Annotated in this window: 19 protein-coding genes; 6 read left to right on the forward strand and 13 right to left on the reverse strand. The window is 72.5% G+C overall.

Translation table 11 applies throughout. The features are described 5' to 3' along the window. Positions 1–100: 100 nt before the first annotated feature. Complete coding sequence (locus IE251_RS34515; RefSeq protein WP_189756889.1) at positions 101–1,033, reverse strand: NmrA/HSCARG family protein; 933 nt, start codon at positions 1,031–1,033, stop codon at positions 101–103. A gap of 101 nt (positions 1,034–1,134) precedes the next feature. Between IE251_RS34515 and IE251_RS34520 the strand changes: the two genes are divergently transcribed. Then, entirely contained in the window at positions 1,135–1,767 is a 633-nt protein-coding gene (locus IE251_RS34520) for a TetR/AcrR family transcriptional regulator (RefSeq protein ID WP_189756890.1), read from the forward strand. A 15-nt stretch (positions 1,768–1,782) separates the two neighbouring features. Here the strand turns inward: IE251_RS34520 and IE251_RS34525 are convergent, their stop codons facing one another. Next, positions 1,783–4,473, reverse strand: a complete 2,691-nt coding sequence (locus IE251_RS34525; protein ID WP_189756891.1) for an ATP-binding protein — start codon at positions 4,471–4,473, stop codon at positions 1,783–1,785. Positions 4,474–4,761: 288 nt separating this feature from the next. Here IE251_RS34525 and IE251_RS34530 point away from each other — a divergent pair, with 288 nt between their 5' ends. Further along, entirely contained in the window at positions 4,762–5,808 is a 1,047-nt protein-coding gene (locus IE251_RS34530) for a DUF2510 domain-containing protein (RefSeq protein ID WP_189756892.1), read from the forward strand. 19 nt (positions 5,809–5,827) lie between these two features. Here the strand turns inward: IE251_RS34530 and IE251_RS34535 are convergent, their stop codons facing one another. Together IE251_RS34535 and IE251_RS34540 are read right to left on the reverse strand one after the other, a co-directional pair. Next, positions 5,828–6,178, reverse strand: coding sequence for a hypothetical protein (locus IE251_RS34535; protein ID WP_189756893.1), 351 nt, complete (start codon positions 6,176–6,178; stop codon positions 5,828–5,830). Positions 6,179–6,435: 257 nt separating this feature from the next. Beyond that, entirely contained in the window at positions 6,436–7,050 is a 615-nt protein-coding gene (locus tag IE251_RS34540) for a TetR/AcrR family transcriptional regulator (RefSeq protein WP_030788798.1), read from the reverse strand. 175 nt (positions 7,051–7,225) lie between these two features. On the opposite strand from IE251_RS34540, the gene IE251_RS34545 reads away from it, so the two are divergent. Both IE251_RS34545 and IE251_RS34550 read left to right on the forward strand, forming a co-directional pair. Continuing rightward, positions 7,226–8,026, forward strand: coding sequence for a phosphatase PAP2 family protein (locus tag IE251_RS34545; RefSeq protein WP_189756894.1), 801 nt, complete (start codon positions 7,226–7,228; stop codon positions 8,024–8,026). After that, positions 8,023–9,030, forward strand: coding sequence for a DMT family protein (locus IE251_RS34550; RefSeq protein ID WP_189756895.1), 1,008 nt, complete (start codon positions 8,023–8,025; stop codon positions 9,028–9,030). The genes IE251_RS34545 and IE251_RS34550 overlap by 4 nt, the downstream gene beginning before the upstream one ends. Positions 9,031–9,107: 77 nt before the next feature. Here IE251_RS34550 and IE251_RS34555 read toward each other — a convergent pair whose 3' ends face one another. Both IE251_RS34555 and IE251_RS34560 read right to left on the reverse strand, forming a co-directional pair. After that, positions 9,108–9,962, reverse strand: coding sequence for an LURP-one-related family protein (locus tag IE251_RS34555; RefSeq protein ID WP_189756896.1), 855 nt, complete (start codon positions 9,960–9,962; stop codon positions 9,108–9,110). 66 nt (positions 9,963–10,028) lie between these two features. Further along, complete coding sequence (locus tag IE251_RS34560; RefSeq protein WP_189756897.1) at positions 10,029–12,077, reverse strand: phosphocholine-specific phospholipase C; 2,049 nt, start codon at positions 12,075–12,077, stop codon at positions 10,029–10,031. A gap of 169 nt (positions 12,078–12,246) precedes the next feature. On the opposite strand from IE251_RS34560, the gene IE251_RS34565 reads away from it, so the two are divergent. Beyond that, positions 12,247–13,533, forward strand: a complete 1,287-nt coding sequence (locus tag IE251_RS34565) for an MFS transporter (protein WP_189756898.1) — start codon at positions 12,247–12,249, stop codon at positions 13,531–13,533. Positions 13,534–13,575: 42 nt separating this feature from the next. Here the strand turns inward: IE251_RS34565 and IE251_RS34570 are convergent, their stop codons facing one another. The 7 genes from IE251_RS34570 to IE251_RS34600 all read right to left on the reverse strand — a co-directional run bounded on the left by IE251_RS34570 (position 13,576) and on the right by IE251_RS34600 (position 22,494). After that, positions 13,576–15,750 (reverse strand): discoidin domain-containing protein, encoded by a 2,175-nt coding sequence (locus tag IE251_RS34570; protein WP_189756899.1) that lies wholly within the window; start codon positions 15,748–15,750, stop codon positions 13,576–13,578. A gap of 55 nt (positions 15,751–15,805) precedes the next feature. Then, entirely contained in the window at positions 15,806–17,410 is a 1,605-nt protein-coding gene (locus IE251_RS34575; RefSeq protein ID WP_189756900.1) for a glycoside hydrolase family 13 protein, read from the reverse strand. A 34-nt stretch (positions 17,411–17,444) separates the two neighbouring features. Continuing rightward, complete coding sequence (locus IE251_RS34580) at positions 17,445–18,326, reverse strand: carbohydrate ABC transporter permease (protein ID WP_189756901.1); 882 nt, start codon at positions 18,324–18,326, stop codon at positions 17,445–17,447. Then, positions 18,323–19,273, reverse strand: a complete 951-nt coding sequence (locus tag IE251_RS34585) for a carbohydrate ABC transporter permease (protein ID WP_189756902.1) — start codon at positions 19,271–19,273, stop codon at positions 18,323–18,325. Before IE251_RS34585 ends, IE251_RS34580 begins: the two co-directional genes overlap by 4 nt. Positions 19,274–19,278: 5 nt before the next feature. Next, the gene (locus IE251_RS34590) at positions 19,279–20,631 is read right to left on the reverse strand and encodes an ABC transporter substrate-binding protein (RefSeq protein WP_189756903.1); all 1,353 of its coding nucleotides are present in this window, start codon (positions 20,629–20,631) and stop codon (positions 19,279–19,281) included. A 129-nt stretch (positions 20,632–20,760) separates the two neighbouring features. Next, positions 20,761–21,759 (reverse strand): LacI family DNA-binding transcriptional regulator, encoded by a 999-nt coding sequence (locus tag IE251_RS34595; protein WP_189756904.1) that lies wholly within the window; start codon positions 21,757–21,759, stop codon positions 20,761–20,763. Between the two features lie 63 nt (positions 21,760–21,822). Next, positions 21,823–22,494, reverse strand: coding sequence for an MmyB family transcriptional regulator (locus tag IE251_RS34600; RefSeq protein ID WP_189756905.1), 672 nt, complete (start codon positions 22,492–22,494; stop codon positions 21,823–21,825). A gap of 243 nt (positions 22,495–22,737) precedes the next feature. Between IE251_RS34600 and IE251_RS34605 the strand changes: the two genes are divergently transcribed. Next, the gene (locus tag IE251_RS34605) at positions 22,738–23,394 is read left to right on the forward strand and encodes a helix-turn-helix domain-containing protein (protein ID WP_181798509.1); all 657 of its coding nucleotides are present in this window, start codon (positions 22,738–22,740) and stop codon (positions 23,392–23,394) included. Positions 23,395–23,598: the final 204 nt, after the last annotated feature.

The following is a 23,598-nucleotide window of genomic DNA, read 5'->3' on the forward strand; positions in this document are numbered from 1 at the left end:
ACCGTGGCGCGCGGCTCGTTCAGGCCCGTCGGACCGCCTTGATGAGCAACGTGTCGACGCCGATGCTGGTGAACCCGGACTCGTCCAAGACGTGCCAAGGTCACGGCGCCGGATGCCCATGGCCGGTCACGGGTGTCAGCTGCTCGTCCGCCCACTCGGCGAAGGTGGTGACCGGGATGCCCAGCTCCTGGGCGAATTCGGGCCGGGCGGGTTGGAGGACCACGTTGTTCCACTCGTGTCCGGCTCCCCACGTCGGCATGCCCGCGTCGAGGGCCTCTTCCAGGCTCATGGAAGGCGCGCTCACAGGTACGCCCCAGGCGGCGGACAAGGTCCGCGCGATCTGTTCCATCGTGCGCAGGTCACCGGCCAGTTCCAGTTCCACTTGGTGGAACCGGTCGGGGTCCTGGAGGGCGTGCGCCGCGGCGGTGCCGATGTCCCGCACGGCCACCAGGGCCAGTTCGGTGTCCGGTTTCAGCACCGTCAGCAGGCCGCCGCGGGGCCCCCGGGGCGCCAGCAGGGGCAGGTTCTCCATGAAGAAGGCGGGCTTGATCACCGTCCAGCGGGCGAAGCCCGCGTCGCGTACCGCCTCCATGATCGCCTGCTTGGTGTGGAAGTAGCCGGCCATCGCCGCCCAGCGGCCTTCGGCCCAACCGGGGGCCTGGGTGTGCTCACCGACTCCGCTGGTCGAGGACTGTACGAACTGCCGCACCCCCTCGGCCTTCGCGGCATCCACCAGGTTGGCGGCCTGGGTGAGCTCGCCCGCGAAGTCCACACCGGTCTCGGACATCGGCGGCATCTGCACGGAGAACACGGCACGGACCCCCTCGACCGCCGGGCCGAGGGTGGCCCGGTCGGAAAGGTCCGCTCGCACCAGCTCGGCGCCCAGCGCCTCGATCGCCCGTGCGGGCTTCGACCACGGATCGCGTACGAGTGCGCGTACGGGTACCCCGGCGGCCAGGAGCGCGCGAGCCGTGGCCCCGCCCTGCCGGCCGGTGGCTCCGGTGACCAGGACGGTATCGGTGTCGACGGGCATGGCCGCTGCTCCTCACGAACCGGAGAAAGAAAACGGCGGGGGCCGCCGTTTTGCCTGCCGCTACGATATGGCGGGGCCCGCCGTTTAGCAATGGGGAGATCATGACCGGCCAACGCTCAGACGCCCGACGCAATTACCGGCTCATCCTCGCTGCCGCCGAGGCCGAGGTCGCCGCGCACGGCGCCGACGCGTCCCAGGAGCGGATCGCCCGGACCGCAGGGGTCGGATCGGCGACCGTACGCCGCCACTTCCCCACCCGTCGGGCCCTTCTCGAAGCCGTCTTCCAGGAGCGCGTCGAAGCTCTGTGCGCGCATGCCCACCGGCTGAGCGCGGCCGAGGACAGCCGTACCGCCCTCTTGGAGTGGCTCCGCGCCCTCGTCGTCTACGCCGTCTCGGCCCGCGGATTCGCCAACATCCTCAGTTACGAGCCGCCCACCGAAGAACCCTCTCCGCACTCCTGCGGCGAAAGAATCGAGGCGTCCGGAAATCCCCTGCTCCAGCGGGCCATTCGCGACAAGGCGGTCGCACCGCATGTCACCTTCCACGACCTGCTGACCCTCGCTGCCGGCATCGCCCTGGCCACCGAGCACCACGAGAGCCCCGACACCCAGGCCGGCCGCCTCTTCCGGCTCGCCGTGGAAGGGCTCAGCCCCGCGCACGGCACCGCTGGAGAGCCCGGCAACTCCGGCCCATCGGCACTGATGACAGAAAGCCTGCCGAATGACCCCGTGTGACAAGCCTCGATCGCTTCAGCGCGGGTCCCGGGCGCCGGCCAGGGCCTTCCGGGCCCGGTCCGCCAGGCCGTCCGCGCCGCAGAGCCGGGCGAGTTCCAGGCCCCGGGCGAGTTCGGCGGCCGAGCCGGCGGCGATGCCGTACTCGACACGGGCGGCCGCGTGTTCGTACTGGCAGGGCGAGGCCTCCAGGTAGGCGACGGCGCGGGCGGCGAGCCGTACCGCGCGCTGACCGGTCTCCAGCGCGGCGGCGCAGCGCAGGGCCTCGCCGATGGCGGTGTCCGTGCCGAACCGCTCGGCCTGTTTGCGGGCGTCGGCGGCGAGCCGGGAGGCGCGGGCCGGGTCCGTCCCGGCGAGGGCCCGGGCGAGGTCGACGGACCAGGGCGCGAGGACCGGGTTGTGGCCGCCGCGGGAGGCGGCGGTCATCTCGGCGGCCTCCAGTTCGCCGATGCCCTCCTCGGTGCGGCCGACGGCGAGCAGCAGCCGGCCGCGCACGGAGCGGATGTCGAGCAGCACGATGGTGGACGGGTACGGCGGTGCGAAGCCGTACTGCCCGGCGACCGACCAGGCCTCCTCCACCCGGCCGCGGGCCAGCAGGGTGTCGACCAGTCCGCAGGTGGCCGACCAGTACAACGGCAGGCGACGCCCGACGCGTTCGGCGAGCCGTACGGCTTCGCGCAGGGTGGTCTCGGCGTCGGGCAGCCGGCCCTGTCTGCGGTAGGCGAGCCCGAGGAAGGCGTTGGCCAGGGAGAGGTGGACGCCGCGCCAGCCGGCCGAGGTGTAGACGCGCCGGGCCTCGGAGAACAGGCTTTCGGCGCGGTCGAGCCGGTCGGCGTAGGCGTACGCGCTGCCGAGCATCATCAGCAGTTCCATGCCCCACTCGGGGTCGGTCCAGCCGAGGCCGGGCGCGAGGCGGCCGTTGACGAGGGCGCGGTCGCACAGGTCGACGACCGAGTCGGCGCTCTCGCCGTGGGTCATGGCGTCGAAGGCGCGCAGGATCAGCAGGGCGCGTTCGGCGTTGTCGCGGCCGGTGCAGGTGCTCGCGAGTTCGGCGAGGCGCCGGGAGCGGGCCGGGGCGACGGTCTCGCCGTGGATGCCCTCCCACATGAACTGGAACGCCTGCAGCCGCAGTCGCACCGGGCCGGCCGCGTGCCGGGCGGCCTCGGCCTCGACGGTGCGGACGGCCTCCTCCAGCTGGTCGTTGTGGAGCAGCGCCTGGGAGAGGCGGACCACGGCGTCGACCCGGTCGTCGCCGTCCAGGCCGGGCATGCCGAGCGCGTCGCGCAACTGGTCGATGGAGACGGCGGGGTTGGTCAGCAGGGTGGCGCAGCCCAGTTCGTACAGCACATGCGCGTGCACCTCGGGCAGGGGCGGTTCCCGCAGCGCGCGTTCCAGGCAGCGGCGGGCGGCGTCCGGGGCGCCGACGGCGAGGTGTTCGCGGGCCGCCTGACGCAACTGCTCGACGAGTTCCTCGTCTTCGTCCGGGTGCACCTTCAGCAGGTGCCGGGCGGCCTCGGCGGCGCCCCGGCCCAGTTCGTTGATGAGCTGCGCGGCGACGCCGTGCATGGCGGTGCACACGCCGGAGGGGATGGACTGGTAGACGTCGGTGGCGATGAGCGGGTGGACGAACTCCAGCTCGCCGGTGTCGCCTTCGGTGTTCGTGCCCGTGGCCGGTGCGGGGCGGGTGAGGATGCGGGCGGCGCACAGCACGTCGGCGCAAGCGCGCGCGAGGTCGTCGTCCATGGTGGCGAGACGGGCGACCATGTCGACGGTGATGCCGGTGCCGAGGATGGCGGCGGCCCAGGCGAACCGGGTGGCCTCCAGGCCGAGGCCCTTGAGCCGGTCGACCAGTCCGCCGCCGCGGGCGGCGCGGTTGAGGGCGCGCAGCTCCCCGGCGTGTGTCTCGACCGGCTCCAGTTCGCCGTCGTGCACCTTGGCGAGGAGTTCGACGGTCTCGTAGGGGTTGCCGTCGGTGACCGCCCAGACCTCGCGGCAGAACGCGTCGTCGGCGTGCCGGCCGAGGGTGGCGCGGGTGAGTCCGGCGGTGGCGCCCGGGGTGAGGGCGCTCAGGTCGTTGACGGGGCGGCCGGCGGCGGCGGCGACCGCGTCGAGGTGGCGGGCGCCGACCCCGCCGGCCCGGTCGGGCCTGCGGGCGACCACGACGAGTACGGGGACGTCGTCCAGGCGTTCGGCGAACGCGGCGAGCCAGCGCAGGGTTTCCGGGTCGGCCCAGTGGGCGTCGTCGAGCAGCAGGACGAGCGGCCAGGTGCGGCGGGCGATCCGGCGTACGGCGGAGACGAGTCCGTCGCGGACGTAGTGCGGGTCGGCGTTGTCGCCGGGCGGTTCGGTTATGCCGAGGGCGGGGCCGGCGATGTCGTGCCAGTCGCCCAGATGGTCGCGGAGCTCTTCGGGCGGGAGGGACAGCAGTGCGGGCTGCAGCAGTTGGCGCAGGACGTGGAACGGGACGGATCTGAGGGTCTCGGCGCCCCGGGCGGACCAGACGGAGCAGCCGCGGCGTTCGGCCATGCGGCGGGTCTCGGCCAGCAGCGCGGTCTTGCCGAGTCCGGCCTTGCCGCGGAAGACCAGCAGGGCGCCCGGGGCGTTCCGGCCGGCGCACAGGGCGTCGAGCGCCGCCGTGACGGTGGCGAGCTCGGCGTCCCGCTCCCACAGGGGTGCCGAGCCGGCCGCCGTGGGCCGTCCGTCCGTCATCCCGTTCCCTCCCCAGGTCTCCCGCACGGCATGCAGGCACCGAGCGTAGCCGTCCGGGGTGACCCGCGGGGGCGGTCGGGGCAGGTGCTGCCCGGCCGGGTGAAAGACGGTACGCGGGGGTGACTCCCTGTCTCGGGCCGGCCGGTGCCGAAGGCGGCGCCGGGGCGGGCCGCGGGACCACGGGGCGGCCACCGGCACGCGGGTTTCGCGGGGCGGGTTCTGCCGGTGCGCCCGCCCGGCGCCGGATCCTCTCATCCCACTTTCACCGACACCTCATACGGTGGGGGCATGACGCAGGTGACTCCTCCCGGGTGGTACCCCGACCCCGGGCAGACGAACGACGCCCCGCCCACCGAGCGCTGGTGGGACGGTACGGCCTGGACGGACCGGACCCGCCCGGCGGGCACGGCCGCCCCGTGGGGTCCCCCCGCACCGCAGGCGGCGCAGCCGGGCGCCCAGGCCCCCGGGGGGTACGGCGGGTACCCGGGGTACCCCGCGTATCCGGCACAGCCGCCGGCCCGGTCCCGGCGCGGGCTGCGCACCGGGATAGCCGTCGCGGTGACGGCCGCGGTACTGGCGAGCATCGGGGTCGGTGTGTACGCCCTGGCCAAGGACGACGGCGGGGGCGACCGCGCGGGGTCGGCGCAGGGGCCGTCCGGCGGGGACGGCGGCCGGGGCCCGCAGGGCGGCCCCGGAGGCCCCGGCGGCCCGGGCGGGTCCGGTGGATCCGGTGGTTCTGGCGGGTCGGGTGGTTCCGGTGGGGACTCGCCGTCCACGGGCCCGTCGGGGGCGCCGGAGATCGAGGGGGGCGGCACGGTGCCGGACCCGGTCAACGGGATCAGCCTGCCGGTGCCCGAGGGCTGGACCGGGCAGACGCTGAGCGCCGGCGCGCAGGTGACCTCCGAGGACACCTACAAGTGCCCCGGCGACACGACGCAGACCTGCACGGCGGGCGGCGCCTACACGGCTCCGGCGATGGTGCTGCGCGTCAAGGGGGACACCGCCGAGGAGGTCGCCAAGGCGGACATCGCGGCCAACGCCAAGGAGTCCTACGGCGGCACCACCTACGGCAGCATCACCTCGCACGAGGAGCTGGCCTCCGAGGCGGTGACGGTGGCCGGGCAGAAGGGGTACCTGGTCCGCTGGAAGGCGGTCACCAGCAAGGGTGCCGACGGCTACGTCGAGTCCGTCGCCTTCCCCTCCCCCGACGACCCCGAGCGGATCGTCGTGATCCGCTTCGGCCTGGACGTCGGCCAGAAGCTGTCCGTCATGGACGAGATCCTGAAGGGCGTCAAGGTCTCGTCGGCCGGCACGGGCAACGGACAGGCCGTGTAGTCACGGATGCCGCCCCCGGTCATCCGTGCGGACGGGACCGGATCGCGCTCCCCGGCGGCCGGGGGCCGGGCAGGGCGCGTTCCGGCGCGCTCCCGGCGGGGAGCGCCGCCGTCCTGTCGGTCGCGCACAGCCGGCACCTGACGCGGTCCAGGCGGGAGAGGCGTCCCTTGGGGTCGTACTGGTAGTCGTCCCGTACGGACCCCCGGCAGCCGTCGGTGCCGCACGGGGCCGCCCCGGAGAGATGCCCGTAAGGGGTGCAGCGGACGGTCCCGGTGTTGCACTCCAGGCACGGGAAGGGGTGCAGTCCGTCGTCGTTGACCACGTACGTGATCATCTCCGGCAGGTGGCAGTTCGGGCAGATGGCGGCCATGGGGCGTGCTCTCCTTCGATCAAGCCACGCGGGTGACATGCCGCCAACGACGGCCCACGCGCCGCGGTCACTGCCGTGTTCGGCGCGCGCGGCAACGCGGCCGCCGCCCGGGGCTCGCGGGGACATGAGTCGGCCGGGTGGGATTCCCCTCCGCTCAAGAGGAATCCCACCCGGCCGGGGGGTGCGCGCCGCCCCCGTCCCCACGGTGCGGCGCGGGCAGGCCGCCGTTCAGTCATCCCGTGAACGGCGCCCCGCGTCTATGCCAGTCCGAGCGCGGGCAGCACCGCGGCCTCCACGAACCGGACCAGATAGTCGGCGTCGGCGTACTGCCCGTTCAGCACGGGCCGTACACGCAGGACGCCGAACATCATGGCGGGGATGTACTCCAGCGCGGGGTGGTCCGCCCGGACCTCGCCCCTGGCGACGCCCCGGGCGAGCATCTCCTCCAGCGCGGCGATCTCCGGGTGGACCAGCGCCTCGCGCAGCGCCTGGGCCAGTTCCTGGTCCGACGTCACCGCGTGCCCCAGCGCCTGGAGCAGCCGGGTGTCCTTGCCCGACCAGTCGCCCGCGGCCCGGGCGGCCTGGCGCAGGTCCTCGGCGAGCGACCCGGTGTCGATGCCGGCGAACCGCACCCGGCGGCTGGCGCGCAGGGCGGCGGCGACGAACTGCGGCTTGGTCTTCCACTGCCGGTAGAGCGTGGACTTGCTGCACCGGGTGCTGGCGGCGATGCCCTCCATGGTGACGGAGTCGTAGCCGCACTCGCGGATCTGTTCCAGCACGGCGTCGAAGAACTCCCGCTCACGCTCCGGCGTGATCTTGGAGCGGCGCGAGGCGACGACCGTCTCCGGTCCCTCCGCGGCCTGCGACGTCATGCGGTGCTTCCCCTCGCTCGTGCTGCGTCCAGTGTGGCGCACATCAATCGATACGCCAGTGTACCGGTACTCCACCGTATCGGTACACTGGCGTATCGGTACGGCAACGTATCGATGAAAGTCCCGGCGACCGACCGGGACGCGCACGCACCACCGTCAGTGAAGGGGCCGGGGGATGAATGCCCGAACCGAGCCTGCGGAGGCGGAAACGGCACCGGCCACCCCGGCACGCCCGCCTCTGATACGTGAGTTCCTGCTGGTAGCCGGGCTCTTCCTGGTCTACAAACTCGGCCGCCAGCTGGCCACCGGCCACACCGGGGACGCGTTCCGCAACGCCCGCCGCGTGTGGGACCTGGAGCGGGCCGTGCGTCTCCCCCACGAGAACGCCGTGCAGTCCGCACTGCTGCACGGCGACACCCTCGTCCATCTGGCGAACACCTACTACGCGACCGTCCACTTCCCGGCCACGCTCGCCTTCCTGGTCTGGCTGTACGTGCGCCGGCCCGCGCACTACGTCTGGGCCCGCCGGGTCCTCGCCGTCGTCACCACGGCCGCCCTGGTGCTGCCGTTCACCTTCCCGCTGGCCCCGCCGCGGATGCTGACCGGCACGGGGCTGGTGGACACCGGCCGGGTCTACGGGCCCTCCGTGTACGGACCGCCGTCCAGCGACCACCTGTCCAACCAGTTCGCGGCGATGCCCTCGCTGCACTTCGGCTGGGCGCTGATGCTGGCCATCGGCCTGATCGCCGCGACCAGGTCCCGCGCGCGCTGGCTGTGGCTGCTGCACCCGCTGGTCACCCTGCTGGTGATCGTGGGCACGGCGAACCACTACTGGCTCGACGCGCTCGTGGCCACGGCCATGCTCGGCCTCGCCCTCGCCGCCATCCATCCGCCCCGGCGCACCGCCACCACGGCGGGACGCGGCACCGGACTGCCGGTCGGCCGGGAGCCCGTCCTGGTGGGAGCGGGCCGATGAGCGCCGCCGCCCTGGCCGCCCTCGGTCTGTCGCTGGTGTCGGCCGTCGCCTACGCGCTGGCCGCCGTCGCCCAGGAGCGCCTGGCCGCGCGTGGCACCGGCACCGGGCTGCTGCGGCTGCTGGGCACCGGCGCCTGGTGGTCGGCGGTCGGGCTGAACGCCGCCGCCGCGCTGCTGCACGTCGTCGCCCTGAAGTACGGCCCGCTGACTGTCGTACAGCCACTCGGCGCGCTCACCCTGGTCGCGGCCGTGCCGCTGGGCGCGCGGGCGGCCGGGCGGCGGGTCAGCGCGGTGGAGTGGCGCGGTACGGCGCTCACCCTGCTGGGGCTGGCCGCGCTGCTGGTCGCCGCGTCCGGTCCGGCGCCCTCGCGGGTGCTGTCGCTGCCGGCGGCGCTGGTGGTCGCGGGGGCGACGGCCGCCGCGATCGGACTGCTCTCCTGGCCCGGCGCGCGGCCGGGCCTGAGGCACGCGACCGCGTCCGGTTTCGCCTCCGGGGTGGCCTCCGCGCTCACCCAGACGGTGACCGTGGCGGCCACGGACCGCACGGGTCCGGTGCTGAGCACCGAGGTGATCGTGGGTGCGGTACTCGTCGCCGCGTTCGCCGTGGGCGGGCTGCTGCTGTCCCAGACCGCCTACCGCGGCGGGCTGGGCGCGCCGCTGGCCGTGGTCACCCTCGCCAATCCGGTCGCCGCCGCGGTGATCGGCCTCAGTCTGCTGGGGCAGGGGCTGCGCGGCGGGGCCGGCGGGGTGCTGCTGGCGGTGGCCGGCGCGGGGCTGGCCGGCTGGGGTGTGCTGCTGCTCACCCGGGCGGCCCCCGCCCCGGATCCCGGCGGGGCGACGGCGGACGAGGAACATCCGGTGGCGGCCGTACTGGCCCTGGAGCCGGGCACGGCCACCGCCGAACCGGCCCTCGTCCCGCGCCGGCCCGGGCCGGGCACGGGTGCCGAAGGGCCGACGCGCATGCCACGGCAGCCGGAGCAGCCGGGGCATCTCACGGCCCTGTGAGGCGTCATACGGCGGCGGCCGGTGCGCGGGGAGTCCCCCGGGCACCGGCCGCCGCCGTTTCGCGCGTCCGCCTCGGCTCAGCCCCAGCCGCGGGCGTCCTGCTTGAGCGCGGTGTCCACGGTCAGCGCGGTGGCCACCACCAGGCTCAGCAGGGGTTCGGGCAGCTGGTAGTGGATCTGCAGGACGTAGTTGTCCGCGGTCGTGAAGAGCGTCTTGGCCAGGCCCTCCCACGTCTTGGTGATGCGGGCGACCTCGTTGTCCGCGTGGTCGACGATCGCGAAGTTCCAGGCCCGCCAGTTCTCCGCCTTGATCGCGCCGACCTGCTGGCCGTTCGCCATCATCGCGAAGTTGATCTTGCCGATCATGTTCTTCTGGACGATCTCGCCCACCGGGGAGCCGTCCGGGCGGGTCACGATCACCCGGGACTTGAAGATCTTCGCGGGCCGGGTCAGCAGCAGCTGCGGCCGGCCGTGGGCGTCACGGATCTCCAGCTTGTGGGTCAGGAACTGGTCCAGGCTGGAGACGAAGCGCAGGATCTTGCGCAGGACGCCCTGTCCGACCTGGGTGACCGAGCCGAGCTCCCGGCCGCTCTGGTCCATGACCTTGTACTCGTTGGTCAGCTCGATGAGCTTGGCCTTCTGGTTCACGACCAGGACGGGCTCGGTGAACAGGGTGCCGCCGCCGGCGCCGCCGGCCGAGACACCGGCCTGCTTCTGCACCTGGCGCTGGACCTTGGGGTCGGCGGCGGCGGCCTGCTGCTGCGGGAAGGCGGCCTGCTGGGCCGGGGCCTGCTGCGGCGGAACCTGCCCGGCGGCCTGCTGGGCCGGGTTGGTGTGGTCGGTCCACTGCGTGCCGTCCCAGTAACGCAGCGTGTTCTGCGCTCCGTGCGGGTCCGGGTACCAGCCGGCAGGGGTGTTCGATTGCGTGGTCACCGGGGCACACTACCCTGATATGACCGGTACCTGACCAGTCCGCACGGAGCGGTGTTCATCGGTCGTTCACCCCGTGGCGATCGCCGGATCGCTGACGCCGGGCTGCCCGTTCTCCACATGGCCGGCGAAGCCGCGCAGGAAGGCCGGGTCGGCGTCCGAGGTCACGGTCAGGTCGTACCAGCGCTTGCTCGCCGCGAGGCTCACCGTCTGCCGCACGGTGGCGCCGGGCCGCACCGTCACCGTGAGCGGGCTGCCGCCGTAACCGTCGGTGACCTTCAGCCGCGCCGTGCCGGAGCCCTTGTTGGTGAAGGCCAGCTCGATGTCGTCGCCCGTGTGCCGGGCGGTGACCTCGGGGCCGGCCACCTTGTTACGGCCCTTGAAGACGCGCAGGAAGCCGTTGGGACCGTGCACCGTGAGGTCGTAGTCGCCGCCGGAGTACACCGAGTTCCAGGTGTCCGACAGCGTCTTGCCCGCCTCGGTGGTGTAGGTCCAGGGGCCGTCGGTGCGGCTGTCGGACGTCACCAGGAAGGCCGCGCCGGCGCCCGCCCCGGAGGCGAACGTGAGCGTGTACTTGCCGGCCGCCGTGTCCGCCGAGCCGTCCACCACCGGGGCGTACTTCAGCGGGCGGGTGGGCCGGCTGCCGGGTTCCTGCCGGGGCAGCGAGCCCTGGGCGGGGGGCTTCGGCACGTAGTCCGGGTGCCGGTCGCGGTCCGGCGGCCGGTAGCCGGCCGTGGAGGGCAGCGCCACCGGCGCGGTGTCCTGGCGGGAGAAGTCGAAGGCGCTCGTCAGGTCGCCGCATATGGCGCGGCGCCAGGGCGAGATGTTGGGCTCCTGGACGCCGAAGCGGCGCTCGATGAACCGGATGATCGAGGTGTGGTCGAAGGTCTCGGAGCAGACGTAACCGCCCTTGCTCCACGGGGAGACGACCAGCATCGGCACCCGCTGGCCGAGCCCGTAGGGGCCGGCGACATGGCCGCTGTCGCCCTTGAACACGTCGGGCGCGGGGTCGGCCGTGGACTTGCCCTGGGCGGTGGAGGCCGGCGGGTAGGGCGGGATGACGTGGTCGAAGAAGCCGTCGTTCTCGTCGTAGGTGAGGAACAGCGCGGTCCGGCCCCACACGTCGGGGTCGGCGGTGAGCGCGTCCAGCACCTGGGAGACGTACCAGGCGCCGTAGTTCGCGGGCCAGTTGGGGTGTTCGGTGAACGCCTCGGGAGCGACGATCCAGGAGACCTGGGGCAGCGTGCCCGCCTTGACGTCCGCCTTCAGCCGGTCGAAGAGGCCCTCCCCCTTGCGGGCGTCGGTGCCGGTGCGGGCCTTGTCGTAGAGCGGGCTGCCGGGCTGGGCGGTGCGGTACTGGTTGAAGTAGAGCAGCGAGTTGTCGCCGTAGTTGCCGCGGTAGGCGTCGTTGATCCAGCCCCATGAGCCGCTCGCGTCCAGGCCGTCGCCGACGTCCTGGTAGATCTTCCAGGAGACGCCGGCCCGCTCCAGGCGCTCGGGGTACGTCGTCCAGCCGTAGCCCTTCTCCTCGTTGCCGAGGACCGGGCCGCCGCCCTTGCCGTCGTTGCCGGTGTAACCCGTCCACATGTAGTAGCGGTTGGGGTCGGTGGAGCCGATGAACGAGCAGTGGTAGGCATCGCAGACGGTGAAGGCGTCCGCGAGCGCGTAGTGGAAGGGGATGTCGTCGCGCGTCAGGTACGCCATGGTCGTCGCGGACTTGGCGGGCACCCACTTGTCGTACTTGCCGCCGTTGAACGCGGTGTGGCCGTCGTTCCAGCCGTGCGGGAGGTCCTGGATGAAGGCCAGGCCCAGGTCGTCGGCGTCGGGATGGAAGGGCAGGACGTCCTTGGTGCCGTCGGACTGCTGCCAGACGGACCGGCCCTTCCGGGTGACCGCGCGGGGGTCGCCGAAGCCGCGTACTCCGCGCAGGGAGCCGAAGTAGTGATCGAAGGAACGGTTCTCCTGCATCAGGACGACGATGTGCTCCACGTCGTCCAGCGATCCGGTGCGGTAGCGGGCGGGCAGGGCCGCCGCGCGCTGGATGCTGCCGGCCAGCGCCGTGAACGCCGTGGAGGCGCCCGCGAGCTGGAGGAAGCGCCGCCGGTTGACTTCGGGCATGAGTGAGGGTCCTCTCATCCTGACGTACACGATTGCCGCCGGCTGACGGAATGTGCGCGGAGCGAGTGTTCCAAGAGCGTCAAACGTCAGGGAAGGGTGCGGTGGCACGGATGTGAACTCATCGCTACATGAGGTGTGCGGGACCCGCCCGCCGGGGAGAGACGCGATCATGACAGGCAAGCAGACGACGGCACCGGAGCGGACGACACGGTCCGCGCGACAGCTCGTTGCCGCTTCCGTGGGCAACGCCGTGGAGTGGTACGACTGGTACGCCTACACGTTCCTCGCCACCTATATCGCCGCCGCGGTCTTCCCCAAGGGCACCGGCAACTCCCTGGTCCCCCTGCTGTCGACGTTCGCCGTGTTCGCGGTCGGCTTCTTCATGCGGCCCGTGGGCGGGCTGCTGATGGGGGCGGTCGCGGACCGGCGCGGCCGGCGGGCCGCCCTCACCGTCACCATCCTGCTGATGGGCGGCAGCAGCCTGCTGGTGGGGCTGACCCCGACCTACGCCTCGGCGGGCGTCGCGGCCCCGGTGGTGCTGGTCGCCGCCCGGCTGCTCCAAGGGCTGTCGGTGGGCGGGGAGTTCGCTGCCTCCACCACCTTCCTCGTGGAGTCGGCCGGGCCGGGCCGGCGCGGGCTGTTCTCCAGCTTCCAGTACGTCTCGACGACCGCCGGCCAGCTGGTCGCGTCCGGCATCGCCACCCTGCTCGTGGACACGCTCGCCGAACCCTCGATGGACGGCTGGGGCTGGCGCGTGCCGTTCTGGCTCGGCGGGGCGTTCAGCCTGGTCGGCTTCTGGATCCGGCGCGGCGCCGCGGAGACCCGCAGCGCCGCGCAGCGACAGGCGCCGCGGCCCGGCCTGTTCGAGGCGCTGCGCCGCCATCCGCGCCAGTCCCTGCTCATCGCCGGCATCACCGCGGGCGGCACCATCGCCTACTACACCTGGACGTCGTACCTGCCGACGTACGCCGAACTCAACGCGGGCGTCGCGAAGTCGGACGCGCTGCTCGTGAGCACCATCTCGCTGGCCTTCTTCGCCCTGCTCCAGCCGCTCGGCGGGCTGCTGTCCGACCGGGTGGGGCGCCGGCCGCTGCTGCTGGGCTTCGGGGTGGGCTTCGCCGTGCTGTGCGTGCCGCTGCTGCACGCGCTGCGCGACTCCTTCGCCGTGCTGCTGCTGGTGAGCTGCGCGGGCATGGTGCTGCTGACCGGGTTCACGTCCGTCAGCGCGGCCGTCAACGCCGAGGTGTTCCCGCCCCGGGTGCGCGCGTCCGGGATCGGCTTCCCGTACTCCCTCACCGTGGCGCTGTTCGGCGGCACGGCCCCGTACGTCGGCACGCTGTTCAAGGACCTCGGCCACTCGGGGCTCTTCCCCTGGTACGTCGCCGTGCTCTGCCTGCTGTCCTCCCTGGTGTACCTGCGGCTGCCGGAGACGGCCCACCGGGAGCTGGAGCGCTGAGGAGGGAGCCGCGCCCGGGCGCGGCTCCCTCGGTGTCCGGGGTCAGGACGAATAGACCTCCACCTCACTGAACTGACCCGCCGGCCAGCCGGTGTTGGCGGTGACGGTCAGACGCAGCTGGCGCAGGTTCGTTCCCGCGGGCAGGGACACGGTCGCGGTGTTGCCGGTGGCGGGGTCGAAGCGGTAGCCCTGGGCGCCGGCCACCGTCGTCCAGGTCGTGCCGTCGGTGCTGCCGAGCACCGCGAGGGTCTGGGTGCGGGCGCCCCAGGCCGCCGACGGCGGCAGCTTCAGCACCAGGCGGCGCACGCCGTAGGACGCGCCGAGGTCGACCGTCCAGGACTGCGGGAAGGCGTTGTTGACCGACTCCCAGTACGAGTTCGCGTCGCCGTCGACCGCCTTGCCGGGCGTGTAGACGTCCTGGGAGCCGGTCGCGGTGGCCGGGCGGCCCTTGGCGAGGTTGCGGTTCGGGTCGGGTTCGGGGTTGCCCTGTCCGGGGCGCGGCCAGGTGGAGCAGTCCGACCAGGTGCTCGACCAGCCGGAGTTGCCGCCGCCGTCGGTGAGCGTGAAGGAGCCGGAGTTCGCCGGGAAGGGGCAGTTGTACACGCCGGCCGCGCCGACCTGGGTGGCGGTGACGTTCCTGAAGACGGCGGCGCCCTGCGCCTCGGCCTGGACGACGACCGTCCCGGTGTTCCGCACGGTCGCCCCGGTGACGTTGACGTTGCGCACCGGGTAGCCCTGCCCGCCGCCGGATACGAACTCGAAGGCGCTGTAGGGGCTGTCGGTGATCGTGGTGTCGGTGATGTTCACCGTGGCGTTGACGGCGCTGTCGTAGGAGTCGACGCGCAGCGCGCCCATCGGGTGGTTCCAGTTGGGGTTCATGGCGCCGGCGCGCACCAGCGTGTTGCCGTCGACCGTGATGGTGCCGACCAGCGGGTGGAAGGGGTCGAGGAACTTCTGGTTGGAGATCGCGATGCCGCTGCCGAGGGCGTTGGTGTCGGAGACCAGGTTGTCGCGTACGGCGATGTCGGTGCCGCCGTAGACGGCGATGCCGTTGGCGAGGTTGGGCTGCGAGACGGTGTTGTGCTCGAAGGACGAGTCGGTGTCCGGGGCGTACAGGGACCACATGGCCAGGGCGTCGTCGCCCTGGTTGCGCAGGAAGTTGTTCCGCACCCGGACGCCCTTGGCGTTGCCGTTGAGGTTGAGGCCGTCGGCGGTGGTGTCGAGGATGCGGTTGTTCTCCACCACCAGGTTGTCGTTGTTGCCGGTGAGCCACAGACCGACCTTCAGGTGCTGGAGCCACATGCCGGACACCGAACTCCCGGGTCCCAGCGAGCCGTTGACGAAGTTGTCCGGGCTGGAGTCGACGCGCTCGGTGACCTCGCCGATGACCGCGAAGTCCTTGACGCGCACGTTGCCGGCGGAGCTCTGCTGGTCGATGAAGCGGGAGGTGTGCACGACCGAGTACCAGTGGCCGGCGCCCTGGAGGGTGACGTTCTGTACGCCGTTCAGGGAGGAGGTGAGCCGGTAGTCGCCCGGCGGGATCCAGACCGTGCCGCCCTGGGCGGCGGAGATGGCGTCCCGGAACGCCTGGGTGGAGTCGCCGTTGCCGGTGGGGTCGGCGCCCTTGGCGACGACGGACACCGACCCGGCGGGCTGGGCGGCGGCCGCGCCCGCCTGCTCGAAGTCGGCAACGTCGACGGTCACTTGCACATTGGTCGCCTCGACGGCGACCTTGTCGCCGGCCTGGACGGTCCGGCCCAGCAGCATCCGGGTGTTGTCGAAGAAGTGGTGGGTCCTGGAGCCGGTGATCCAGCCGGTGTCGACGTAGGAGTACTTGGCGGTCACCGGCAGGGTCTTCGCGAGCCGGCTGCCGTTGACGTACACGGCGAGCGCGCCGGACTGGCCGTCGGGGACGCTGTAGGCGACGTTGAGCGCGTCGGCCGTGCGCGGCACGGTGAACTCCACGCGCTGCCCGGGCGCCAGTCGGACGGCCTGCCGGCCGGACGCCTCCGAGGCGAGCGTGCCCTGCGTGTGGTCGGGGCCGATCCGTGTGCCGTTGCCGCTCGCCGACTCGGCCTCCACGGAGGTGAAGGGGAGCGTGGCACCCGCCGCCGCGTGGGCGGCCGGGGCGAGGGTGACGAGCATGCCGGCGGCGAGGGCGACGACCGCCCCGATGGCCGGCATGCGCCGGAGGTGTCCGGCGGTGCTGCTGTGCATGTGCCGATCCCTTCGTTGTGGGGTGCGTGGGACAGCGCGGTGGTACGTGAGGGGCTCAGGCCCGCAGCCAGGCGGCCGTGTCCTTCGGCAGCCGGCCCGTGGGGTCCAGGGGGCCGCTGGTGAGCAGGAGCCGGGAGTGCGCGGGGAGCGGGGCGGGCGTGGCCGAGAGGTTGACCACGCACAGCGCGTCCGCGCGGGCGAAGGCGAGCACGCCGTCGGGGGCGGGCAGCCAGGTCAGGCGGCCGTCGCCGAACACGCGGCGCAGGGCGATGGCCGTGCGGTAGAGGGAGAGCATGGAGTGCGGATCCCGCCGCTGGCGGTCGACCGCGTACGACGGCCAGTCGGCCGGCTGCGGCAGCCACGGCTCGTCGCGGGAGCCGAATCCGGCGTACGGCAGGCCGGCGGCCCAGGGCAGCGGCACCCGGCAGCCGTCACGGCCGGGGTCGGTACCGCCCGAGCGGAAGTGCATCGGGTCCTGGATGCTCTCGAGCGGGATGTCGGCCTCCGGCAGGCCCAGTTCCTCGCCCTGGTAGAGGTAGACCGCGCCGGGCAGCGCCAGCGACAGCAGGGCGGCGGCCCGGGCGCGCCGGGTGCCGAGCGCGAGGTCCGCCGGGGTGCCGAAGGCCTTGGTGGCGAAGTCGAAGGCGGTGTCCGCACGGCCGTAGCGGGTGACGGTGCGGGTGACGTCGTGGTTGCACAGCACCCAGGTGGCCGGGGCGCCGACGGGGGCGTGCTCGGCGAGGGTGGTGTCGATCGCGGCGCGCAGCCGGCCGGCGTCCCAAGGGCACGTGAGGAAGGAGAAGTTGAAGGCGGTGTGGAGTTCGTCGGGGCGCAGGTAGCGGGCGAAGCGCTCGGGGTCGGGGAGCCAGACCTCGCCGACGAAGACGCCGTCGTACTCGTCGGCCACGCGCCGCCAGGAGCGGTAGATGTCGTGGAGCTCGTCGCGGTCGAGGAAGGGGTGGGGCTCGGGGTGCGCGGCGAGGTCGGGGAGGTCCGGGTCCTTGGCGAGCAGGGCCGCCGAGTCGATGCGGACGCCCGCGACGCCCCGCTCGAACCAGAAGCGCAGGACGTCCTCGTGTTCCTGGCGGACGGCCGGGTGGGCCCAGTTGAGGTCGGGTTGTTCGGGGGTGAACAGGTGCAGGTACCAGTCGCCGTCGGGCAGCCGGGTCCACACCGGTTCGGTGGAGCCGGCGAACTGCGAGGGCCAGTCGTTGGGCGGGAGTGCGCCGTGCGGTCCGCGTCCGGGCCGGAAGTGGAACAGCTCGCGTTCGGGGCTGCCGGGACCGGCGGCGAGCGCGGCCCGGAACCAGGGGTGCTGGTCGGATACGTGGTTGGGCACGATGTCGACGATCGTGCGGATGCCCAGCCCGGCGGCCTCGGCGATGAGCTTCTCCGCCTCGGCGAGGGTGCCGAAGGCCGGGTCGATGGTCCGGTAGTCGGCGACGTCGTAGCCGCCGTCCTTCAGGGGTGACAGGTACCACGGGGTGAACCACAGGGCGTCCACGCCGAGTTCGGCCAGATACGGCAGTCGGGCGCGGACGCCCGCGAGGTCGCCGGTGCCGTCGCCGTCGCCGTCCGCGAAGCTGCGGACGTAGACCTGGTAGATGACGGCGTCACGCCACCAGTCGGGGTCCTTGCGGGCAGGGGTGGGCTGTCCCACGGAGCTTGGCCTTTCTGTGGACGGGGCGGCGGCGTCAGCCCTTGGTGCTGCCCGCGCCGATCCCGGCGATGATGTGCCGCTGGAAGACGAGGAAGAGCGCCACCATCGGGATGCTGGCGATCACCATCGCGGCGATGAGCACGGTGAGCCGGACGTTCTGCGACAGCTGCACCAGGGCCACGCTGATCGGCTGCTTGCCGGTGTCGGAGAAGACCATCAGCGGCCACAGGAAGTCCTGCCAGACGGCGACCAGCGCGAAGATCGACACCACGCCGAGCACCGGCCGGGACATGGGCAGCACGACGGACCACAGGACGCGGAGCTTTCCGGCGCCGTCGATCTCGGCGGCCTCCAGCACCTCGCGCGGCAGCTGGTCGAAGAAGCGTTTGAGCAGGTAGAGGTTGAAGGCGTTGGCGACCGCCGGCAGCCAGATGGCGAGGGGGTCGTTGAGGAGGCTGGTGTGGATCAGCGGCAGGTCGGCGACGGTCAGGTACTTGGGGACGACCAGCGCCTGCGCCGGGACCATGAGGGTGGCGAGGATGCCGCCGAGGACCACCTTGCCGAACGCCGGTCGCAGCTTGGACAGGGAGTAGGCGGCGGCGGTGCAGAACACCAGCTGGCAGGCCCAGGCCCCGGCCGCCTGGACGAGGGTGTTCCCCAGGTGCCGCGGCAGCTCCATCAGCTCCCAGGCGTCGGTGTAGCCGCCGGGGTGCCAGTGCTCGGGCAGCAGGGTGGGCGGGGTGCGGGCCACCTCGTCGGGCGACTTCAGCGCGCCGGTCGCCATCCAGTACACGGGGAAGAGGAAGGCGAGCGCGAAGAGGACGACGACGGAGGTGAACACCGTCCAGTAGAGGGCCTTTCCGCGGGGGCGGGCGAGGGCCGCCGGGGAGATCAGGGTGCGGGTGCCCTGGGTCATGTGTCCCCCTCGGTGCGGGTGAGCCGCAGATACAGGGCGGAGAAGGCGCCGAGCAGGACCAGGAGCATGACGCTGAGGGCGCAGGCACCGCCGAAGTCGTTGTAGAGGAAGGCGTATTTGTAGATGAGGTAGAGCACGGTGACGGTGGAGTTCTCCGGTCCGCCGCCGGTGATGACGAACGGCTCGGTGAACACCTGCATGGTGGCGATGATCTGGAGGAGCATCAGCATCAGGATCACGAACCGGGTCTGCGGGATCGTGACGTGCCGCACGCGCTGGAGGAGGTTCGCGCCGTCCAGTTCGGCCGCCTCGTACAGCTCGCCGGGGATGGACCGGAGCGCGGCGAGGTAGACGAGGACGGTGCCGCCCATGTTGGCCCAGGTCGCGACGAGCACCAGGGAGACCAGCGCGGTGTCGGTGCCGTTCGTCCAGTTCGAGGTGGGCAGGTGCAGCAGGCGCAGTGCCTCGTTGGCGAGGCCGGCTCCCGGGTCGTAGAACCACTTCCACAGCAGGGCGCTGACCACCGGCGGGATCATCACCGGCAGATAGACCACGACGTGGAAGAAGGACTTGGCGTGCCGCAGTTCGTTCAGGACGAGCGCGAGCACGAAGGGGACCGCGAAGCCGATGAGCAGCGCCAGCAGGGTGAAGGTGAGGGTGTTGCGCCAGGCGTCGGCGAACTCGGGGTCGTCGAGGACGCGGGTGAAGTTGGCGGTGCCGGCCCACTCGGGCGGTGAGCCCGGGGTGTACCTCTGGAAGGAGATGACGACCGCGCGGATCGCCGGGTACCAGGAGAACAGGGCGAAGCAGAGCAGTCCGCCGAGGAGGAAGCCGTAGGCGCGGGCCTGGTCGGCCAGGCGGCGCCGGCGGCGCCCGGCCGGGGCGGGTGCCGGGAGCGGCGGGACGGGCGGGTGGGCGACGGGCCGTCGCTCGGCCGTCTTCGTCATGGCGGTCAGCCCCGGGCCAGAATGCTGTCGATCTTGCCGGACGCCTCCTCGAGGAGCTGGTCGATGTCGGCGTCCTCCTTGGTGAGGACGGCGGAGACGATGCCGTCGAGGACGGAGTAGATCTGCTGGGCGTGCGGCGGCTCCGTCTTCAGCCGGAGTTTGCCGTTGCCGTCGAGAAACGCCCGGTAGTTCTCCACCGGGACGTTCGCGTTGGCCTGTTTCACCCGTTGGTCGGTGGCGTCGGCGGCGCCGGTGAACAGGCGCGGTTCGGGCAGGCCGACGGGGGCGTCGTGCTTCCTGGCGCGGGCGTAGTCGCCGAGGAAGCCCTTGCCCGGGGTGAGGAACATGTGGTCGAGCCACTTCAGGCCGGCGCGGATCTGGGCGGGCGTGGCCTTCTCGCGGAACATGTAGCCGTCGCCGCCGATGAGGGTGGCGTGGCCGCCCGGCATGGGGGCCAGGGCGAGGTCCTGGTAGTCGCCGCCCTTCTCCTTGACCAGGATCGGGATGTTGTCGGGGGCGGCGAGGTACATGCCGAGCTTGCCCGAACCCATCATCTGCTGCACGTCGTTGATGACGAGGAGCTGTCTGCTGCCCATCGAGTCGTCGGTCCACCGCATGTCGTGCAGGTTCCGCAGTACGGCGCGGCCCTCGGGGGTGTCGATGGTGGCCTTCTCGCCGTCGGCGCCGACGACGTCGCCGCCTTGCGCGTACAGCTCGGCGGTGAAGTGCCAGCCGCCCTGGTTCTGGGCGCTGTAGTCGGCGTAGCCGACCGTGCCGTCGCCCAGGGCGGCGATCTTCCGGGCGGCGGCGCGGACCTCGTCCCAGGTCGCCGGGGGCCGGTCGGGGTCCAGCCCGGCCTCGCGGAACAGGGCGCGGTTGTAGATCAGCCCCATGGAGTAGCCGGTGCGCGGGATGCCGTAGACCTTCCCGTCGACGGTGTAGATGTCCCGCAGCTGCTTCTGGATGCTGTCGTAGCTCTTCAGTTCCTTCAGGTACGGGGTGAGGTCGGCGGCCTGGCCCAGGTCCACGACGTGCCGGACGTCGGTGAAGTACGTGTAGAAGACGTCCTCCATCTGGCCGCCGGCGAGTTTGGCGTCGAAGGTCTTCGGATCCTGGCAGGGGAAGGCGTCGTGGGCGACGACGTCGATGTCCGGGTGGGCCTGTTCGAAGGCGGCGGTGTCCGCCTCGAAGAAGGCGCGGTCGGCCTTGGCGCTCCTGGGCGGCTCGCAGTTGACGGTGATGCGGGTCTTGCCGCTCGCCGCGCCGTCGGCGCCGGACCCGCAGGCGGTGGCGGCGAAAGCGAGGGAGGAACAGACGCCGATCGCGACGACGGTACGGCGGAACCCGGTGTGTCTCATCGGTGGACCCCTCATGACACTCGTGGCAGGAGCGGTGGGCGCCGCACACTCAAGCACCGCCGCCATCCGTCCGCAAGATGTCGCGCAGGATCTGTAATTATTCGACAGCCAGCCGGATCTTTCGGAGGCTCAGTCGCGCGGTGCTTGCGCGGTGGAGCCCCGCACCACCAGCTCCGGCTCGAACAGCAGCTCCTCCGCGGGTACGGCGGTGCCGCCGATCCGCGCGTTCAGCAGCTCCACGGCCGCGCGCCCCATGGCCTCGATGGGCTGGCGGACGGTGGTCAGCGGGGGTTCGGTGCAGTTCATGAACGCCGAGTCGTCGTAGCCCACGACGGAGACCCGGCCCGGGACGTCGTACCCCTTGCGGCGGGCCGCCCGGACGGCGCCGAGGGCCAGCGGGTCGGAGGCGCAGATGATGCCGGTGACGCCCCGGTCGATCAGCCGGGAGGCGGCGGCGTGCCCGCCCTCGAGGGAGAAGATGGCCCGCGCGACGAACTCCTCCGGCAGGTCGCCGGCGATCGCCCGGGCGGCGGCGAGCTTGCGGGCCGAGGGGACGTGGTCGGCGGGGCCGAGGAGCAGGCCGATGCGCTCGTGACCGAGGGAGGCCAGGTGCCGCCAGGCCTGCTCGACGGCCACGGCGTCGTCGCAGGACACGCCCGGGAAGCCGAGGTGTTCGATGGCCGCGTTGACCAGCACGACCGGGATGTTGCGCGCGGCGAGCAGCCGGTAGTGGTCGTGCGGCGCGTCGGCCTGGGCGTACAGGCCGCCGGCGAACACGACGCCGGAGACCTGCTGCTGGAGCAGCAGTTCGACGTAGTCCGCCTCCGAGACCCCGCCCTTGGTCTGGGTGCACAGCACCGGGGTCAGCCCGAGCTGGGCCAGGGCGCCGCCGATGACCTCGGCGAACGCCGGGAAGATCGGGTTCTGCAGCTCGGGCAGGACCAGGCCGACGAGCCGGGCGCGTTCGCCGCGCAGCTGGGTGGGGCGCTCGTAGCCGAGCACGTCGAGAGCCGTCAGCACGGCCTGCCGGGTGGCCTCGGAGACCCCGGGTTTGCCGTTGAGCACCCGGCTGACGGTGGCCTCGCTGACCCCGACCTTCTTGGCCACTTCCGCAAGTCGTCGCGTCATGAGCGCAAGGCTAGCGCAAGTGTTGCAAGCGGCTTGCGTAAATGCGGCAGGGGGCGGGTGAGGTCACCCCTCGGGTGCCGGGACCGCTGTGAGGTGGGACGTGGCGCCTCGGGGGCGGCGGGGGCGGCGTACGGCCGAGGCGGGGCGGCGGGGCTCGCGCAGCACCATCGTCAGGCGCCGGTAGCCCAGCTCCCGCAGCGGTTGCGGTGCCTCCTCCACGATGCGGCACTCGGTGCGCCCGTGGCGCGGGTCCGGGTGGTGCAGGAGGCGTACGGCGCCGTCGAGCCGGGTCGCGGCCTCGCCGACGGCGCTGATCCAGTGCGGCAGGCCGTGCCGGTAGGCGGCCTCCATGATCGGGTCCTGGGCGATCTCCCGGCGCACGGCCTGGAGTTCGTGGTCGTGGCCGTAGAACTCCAGCGCGGTGCGCAGTTGGGCCAGCATCGGCAGGCACCAGGCCGCTTCGTGCTCGCCGAGGATCCCGCCCGCGTCCGGGTGGAACAGCACGAACCGCAGGAAGTTCACCCCCGGCATGGCCGTCGGATGCGGGCCGACGCCGCGGAACAGCGCCTCGAACGCCCGGTTCGCCATGACCACGTTCCACTGGTGGTCGACGACCATGGACGGGCACGACATGTACTCCAGCAGCGCCCCGTAGTCCTGGAGGTACGCCTGGGTGTCGCAAGTGTCGGGGACGGGCCGCGGTGCCGGCCGCTGCCCTCCTGCCTGATGTGCCATCGGGAGGTCACCCCTCTTGCCTCTGCGGCCTTTCACGCGGCGATGCGATCCTGCTGCCCAGGCAAGAGTCGTGTCAACTATCGTGGCATTTCGTGCCGGTTGACGGCTGAAATTCGCCACAGTTGTGGCGACACCTGGATGTGGGTTCCGGACACGGGCTACTCTCCGGGAAGTTCACGGCGATCGCTCGTGAGAAGCACGGACGCACCTGAAGCCCTCTTTAGAGACGTAGGAGTTCTGTCGGTGACGGATGGCTACGAGGATCCGGGCGCCTCGGCGACCGCCCAGCTGCCGGCCGTCGTCGCCCGCGTCACCGCGCTCGCCGACCGCCTCGGCGTACCGCACGCCGAGGTCTTCGACGTCGGGCGGCTCTCCATCGCCTGCGGGGTGCCCGAGCCGGTGGTCAGGGCCCTGCTCAGCGGACGGCCGGCGGGTGAACCGGACGTCCAGGCCCGGTTCCTGCAGCGCCTGGACCTGCTGCGCCGCACCCGGCTGAAACCGGGCGGACGCCGCTACACCCAGCAGGAGATCGCCGACGGCGCGGGCATGTCCCGGCAGCAGGCCGGCGCCCTCATCAACGGCGACCGGCGGCCCACCATGGAGCACTGCGACGCGTTGCAGCGCTTCTTCCGGGTGCACGCCGGCTTCCTCACCGCGGAGGATCCCGAGGCACTGGCGGGCGCGTTACAGCGCGTCGAGCAGGAGCTGCTGCAGAAGCTCGCGGACCGGGAGCGGGCCGATGTCGAGGCCGCGGAGGATCCGCTGGAGCGGTTGCTGCAGGACCACGGGGTGCGCGGAATCGCCTGGCGGGCCGCTCAGTTGCCCACCGACCAGCACCGGGACAAGGTCGCGGAGTGGCTGGACATGCTCCTGGAGAGCGTGAAGCGGCCCGAGTCCTGAATGCGGGCGGTAGATCCGGGCGCCCGCCGGTGACGGGCCGTACGGCACACCCGGATGCGGCCGTTTCCTCCTCGCGCCTGCGCTGAGCGGGCGAACACGGGCCGAGCCGGACCGGATTGTCAGTGGCGGGCGGCAAGCTGGGGATGTGCGCCGCGGGACGCGGTGCACGGCGCCGCAGGGCGCGTGACCGTGACGCCTACCCGG

The sequence above is a fragment of the Streptomyces eurythermus genome, from assembly GCF_014649115.1.
Taxonomy (GTDB): Bacteria; Actinomycetota; Actinomycetes; order Streptomycetales; family Streptomycetaceae; genus Streptomyces; species Streptomyces eurythermus.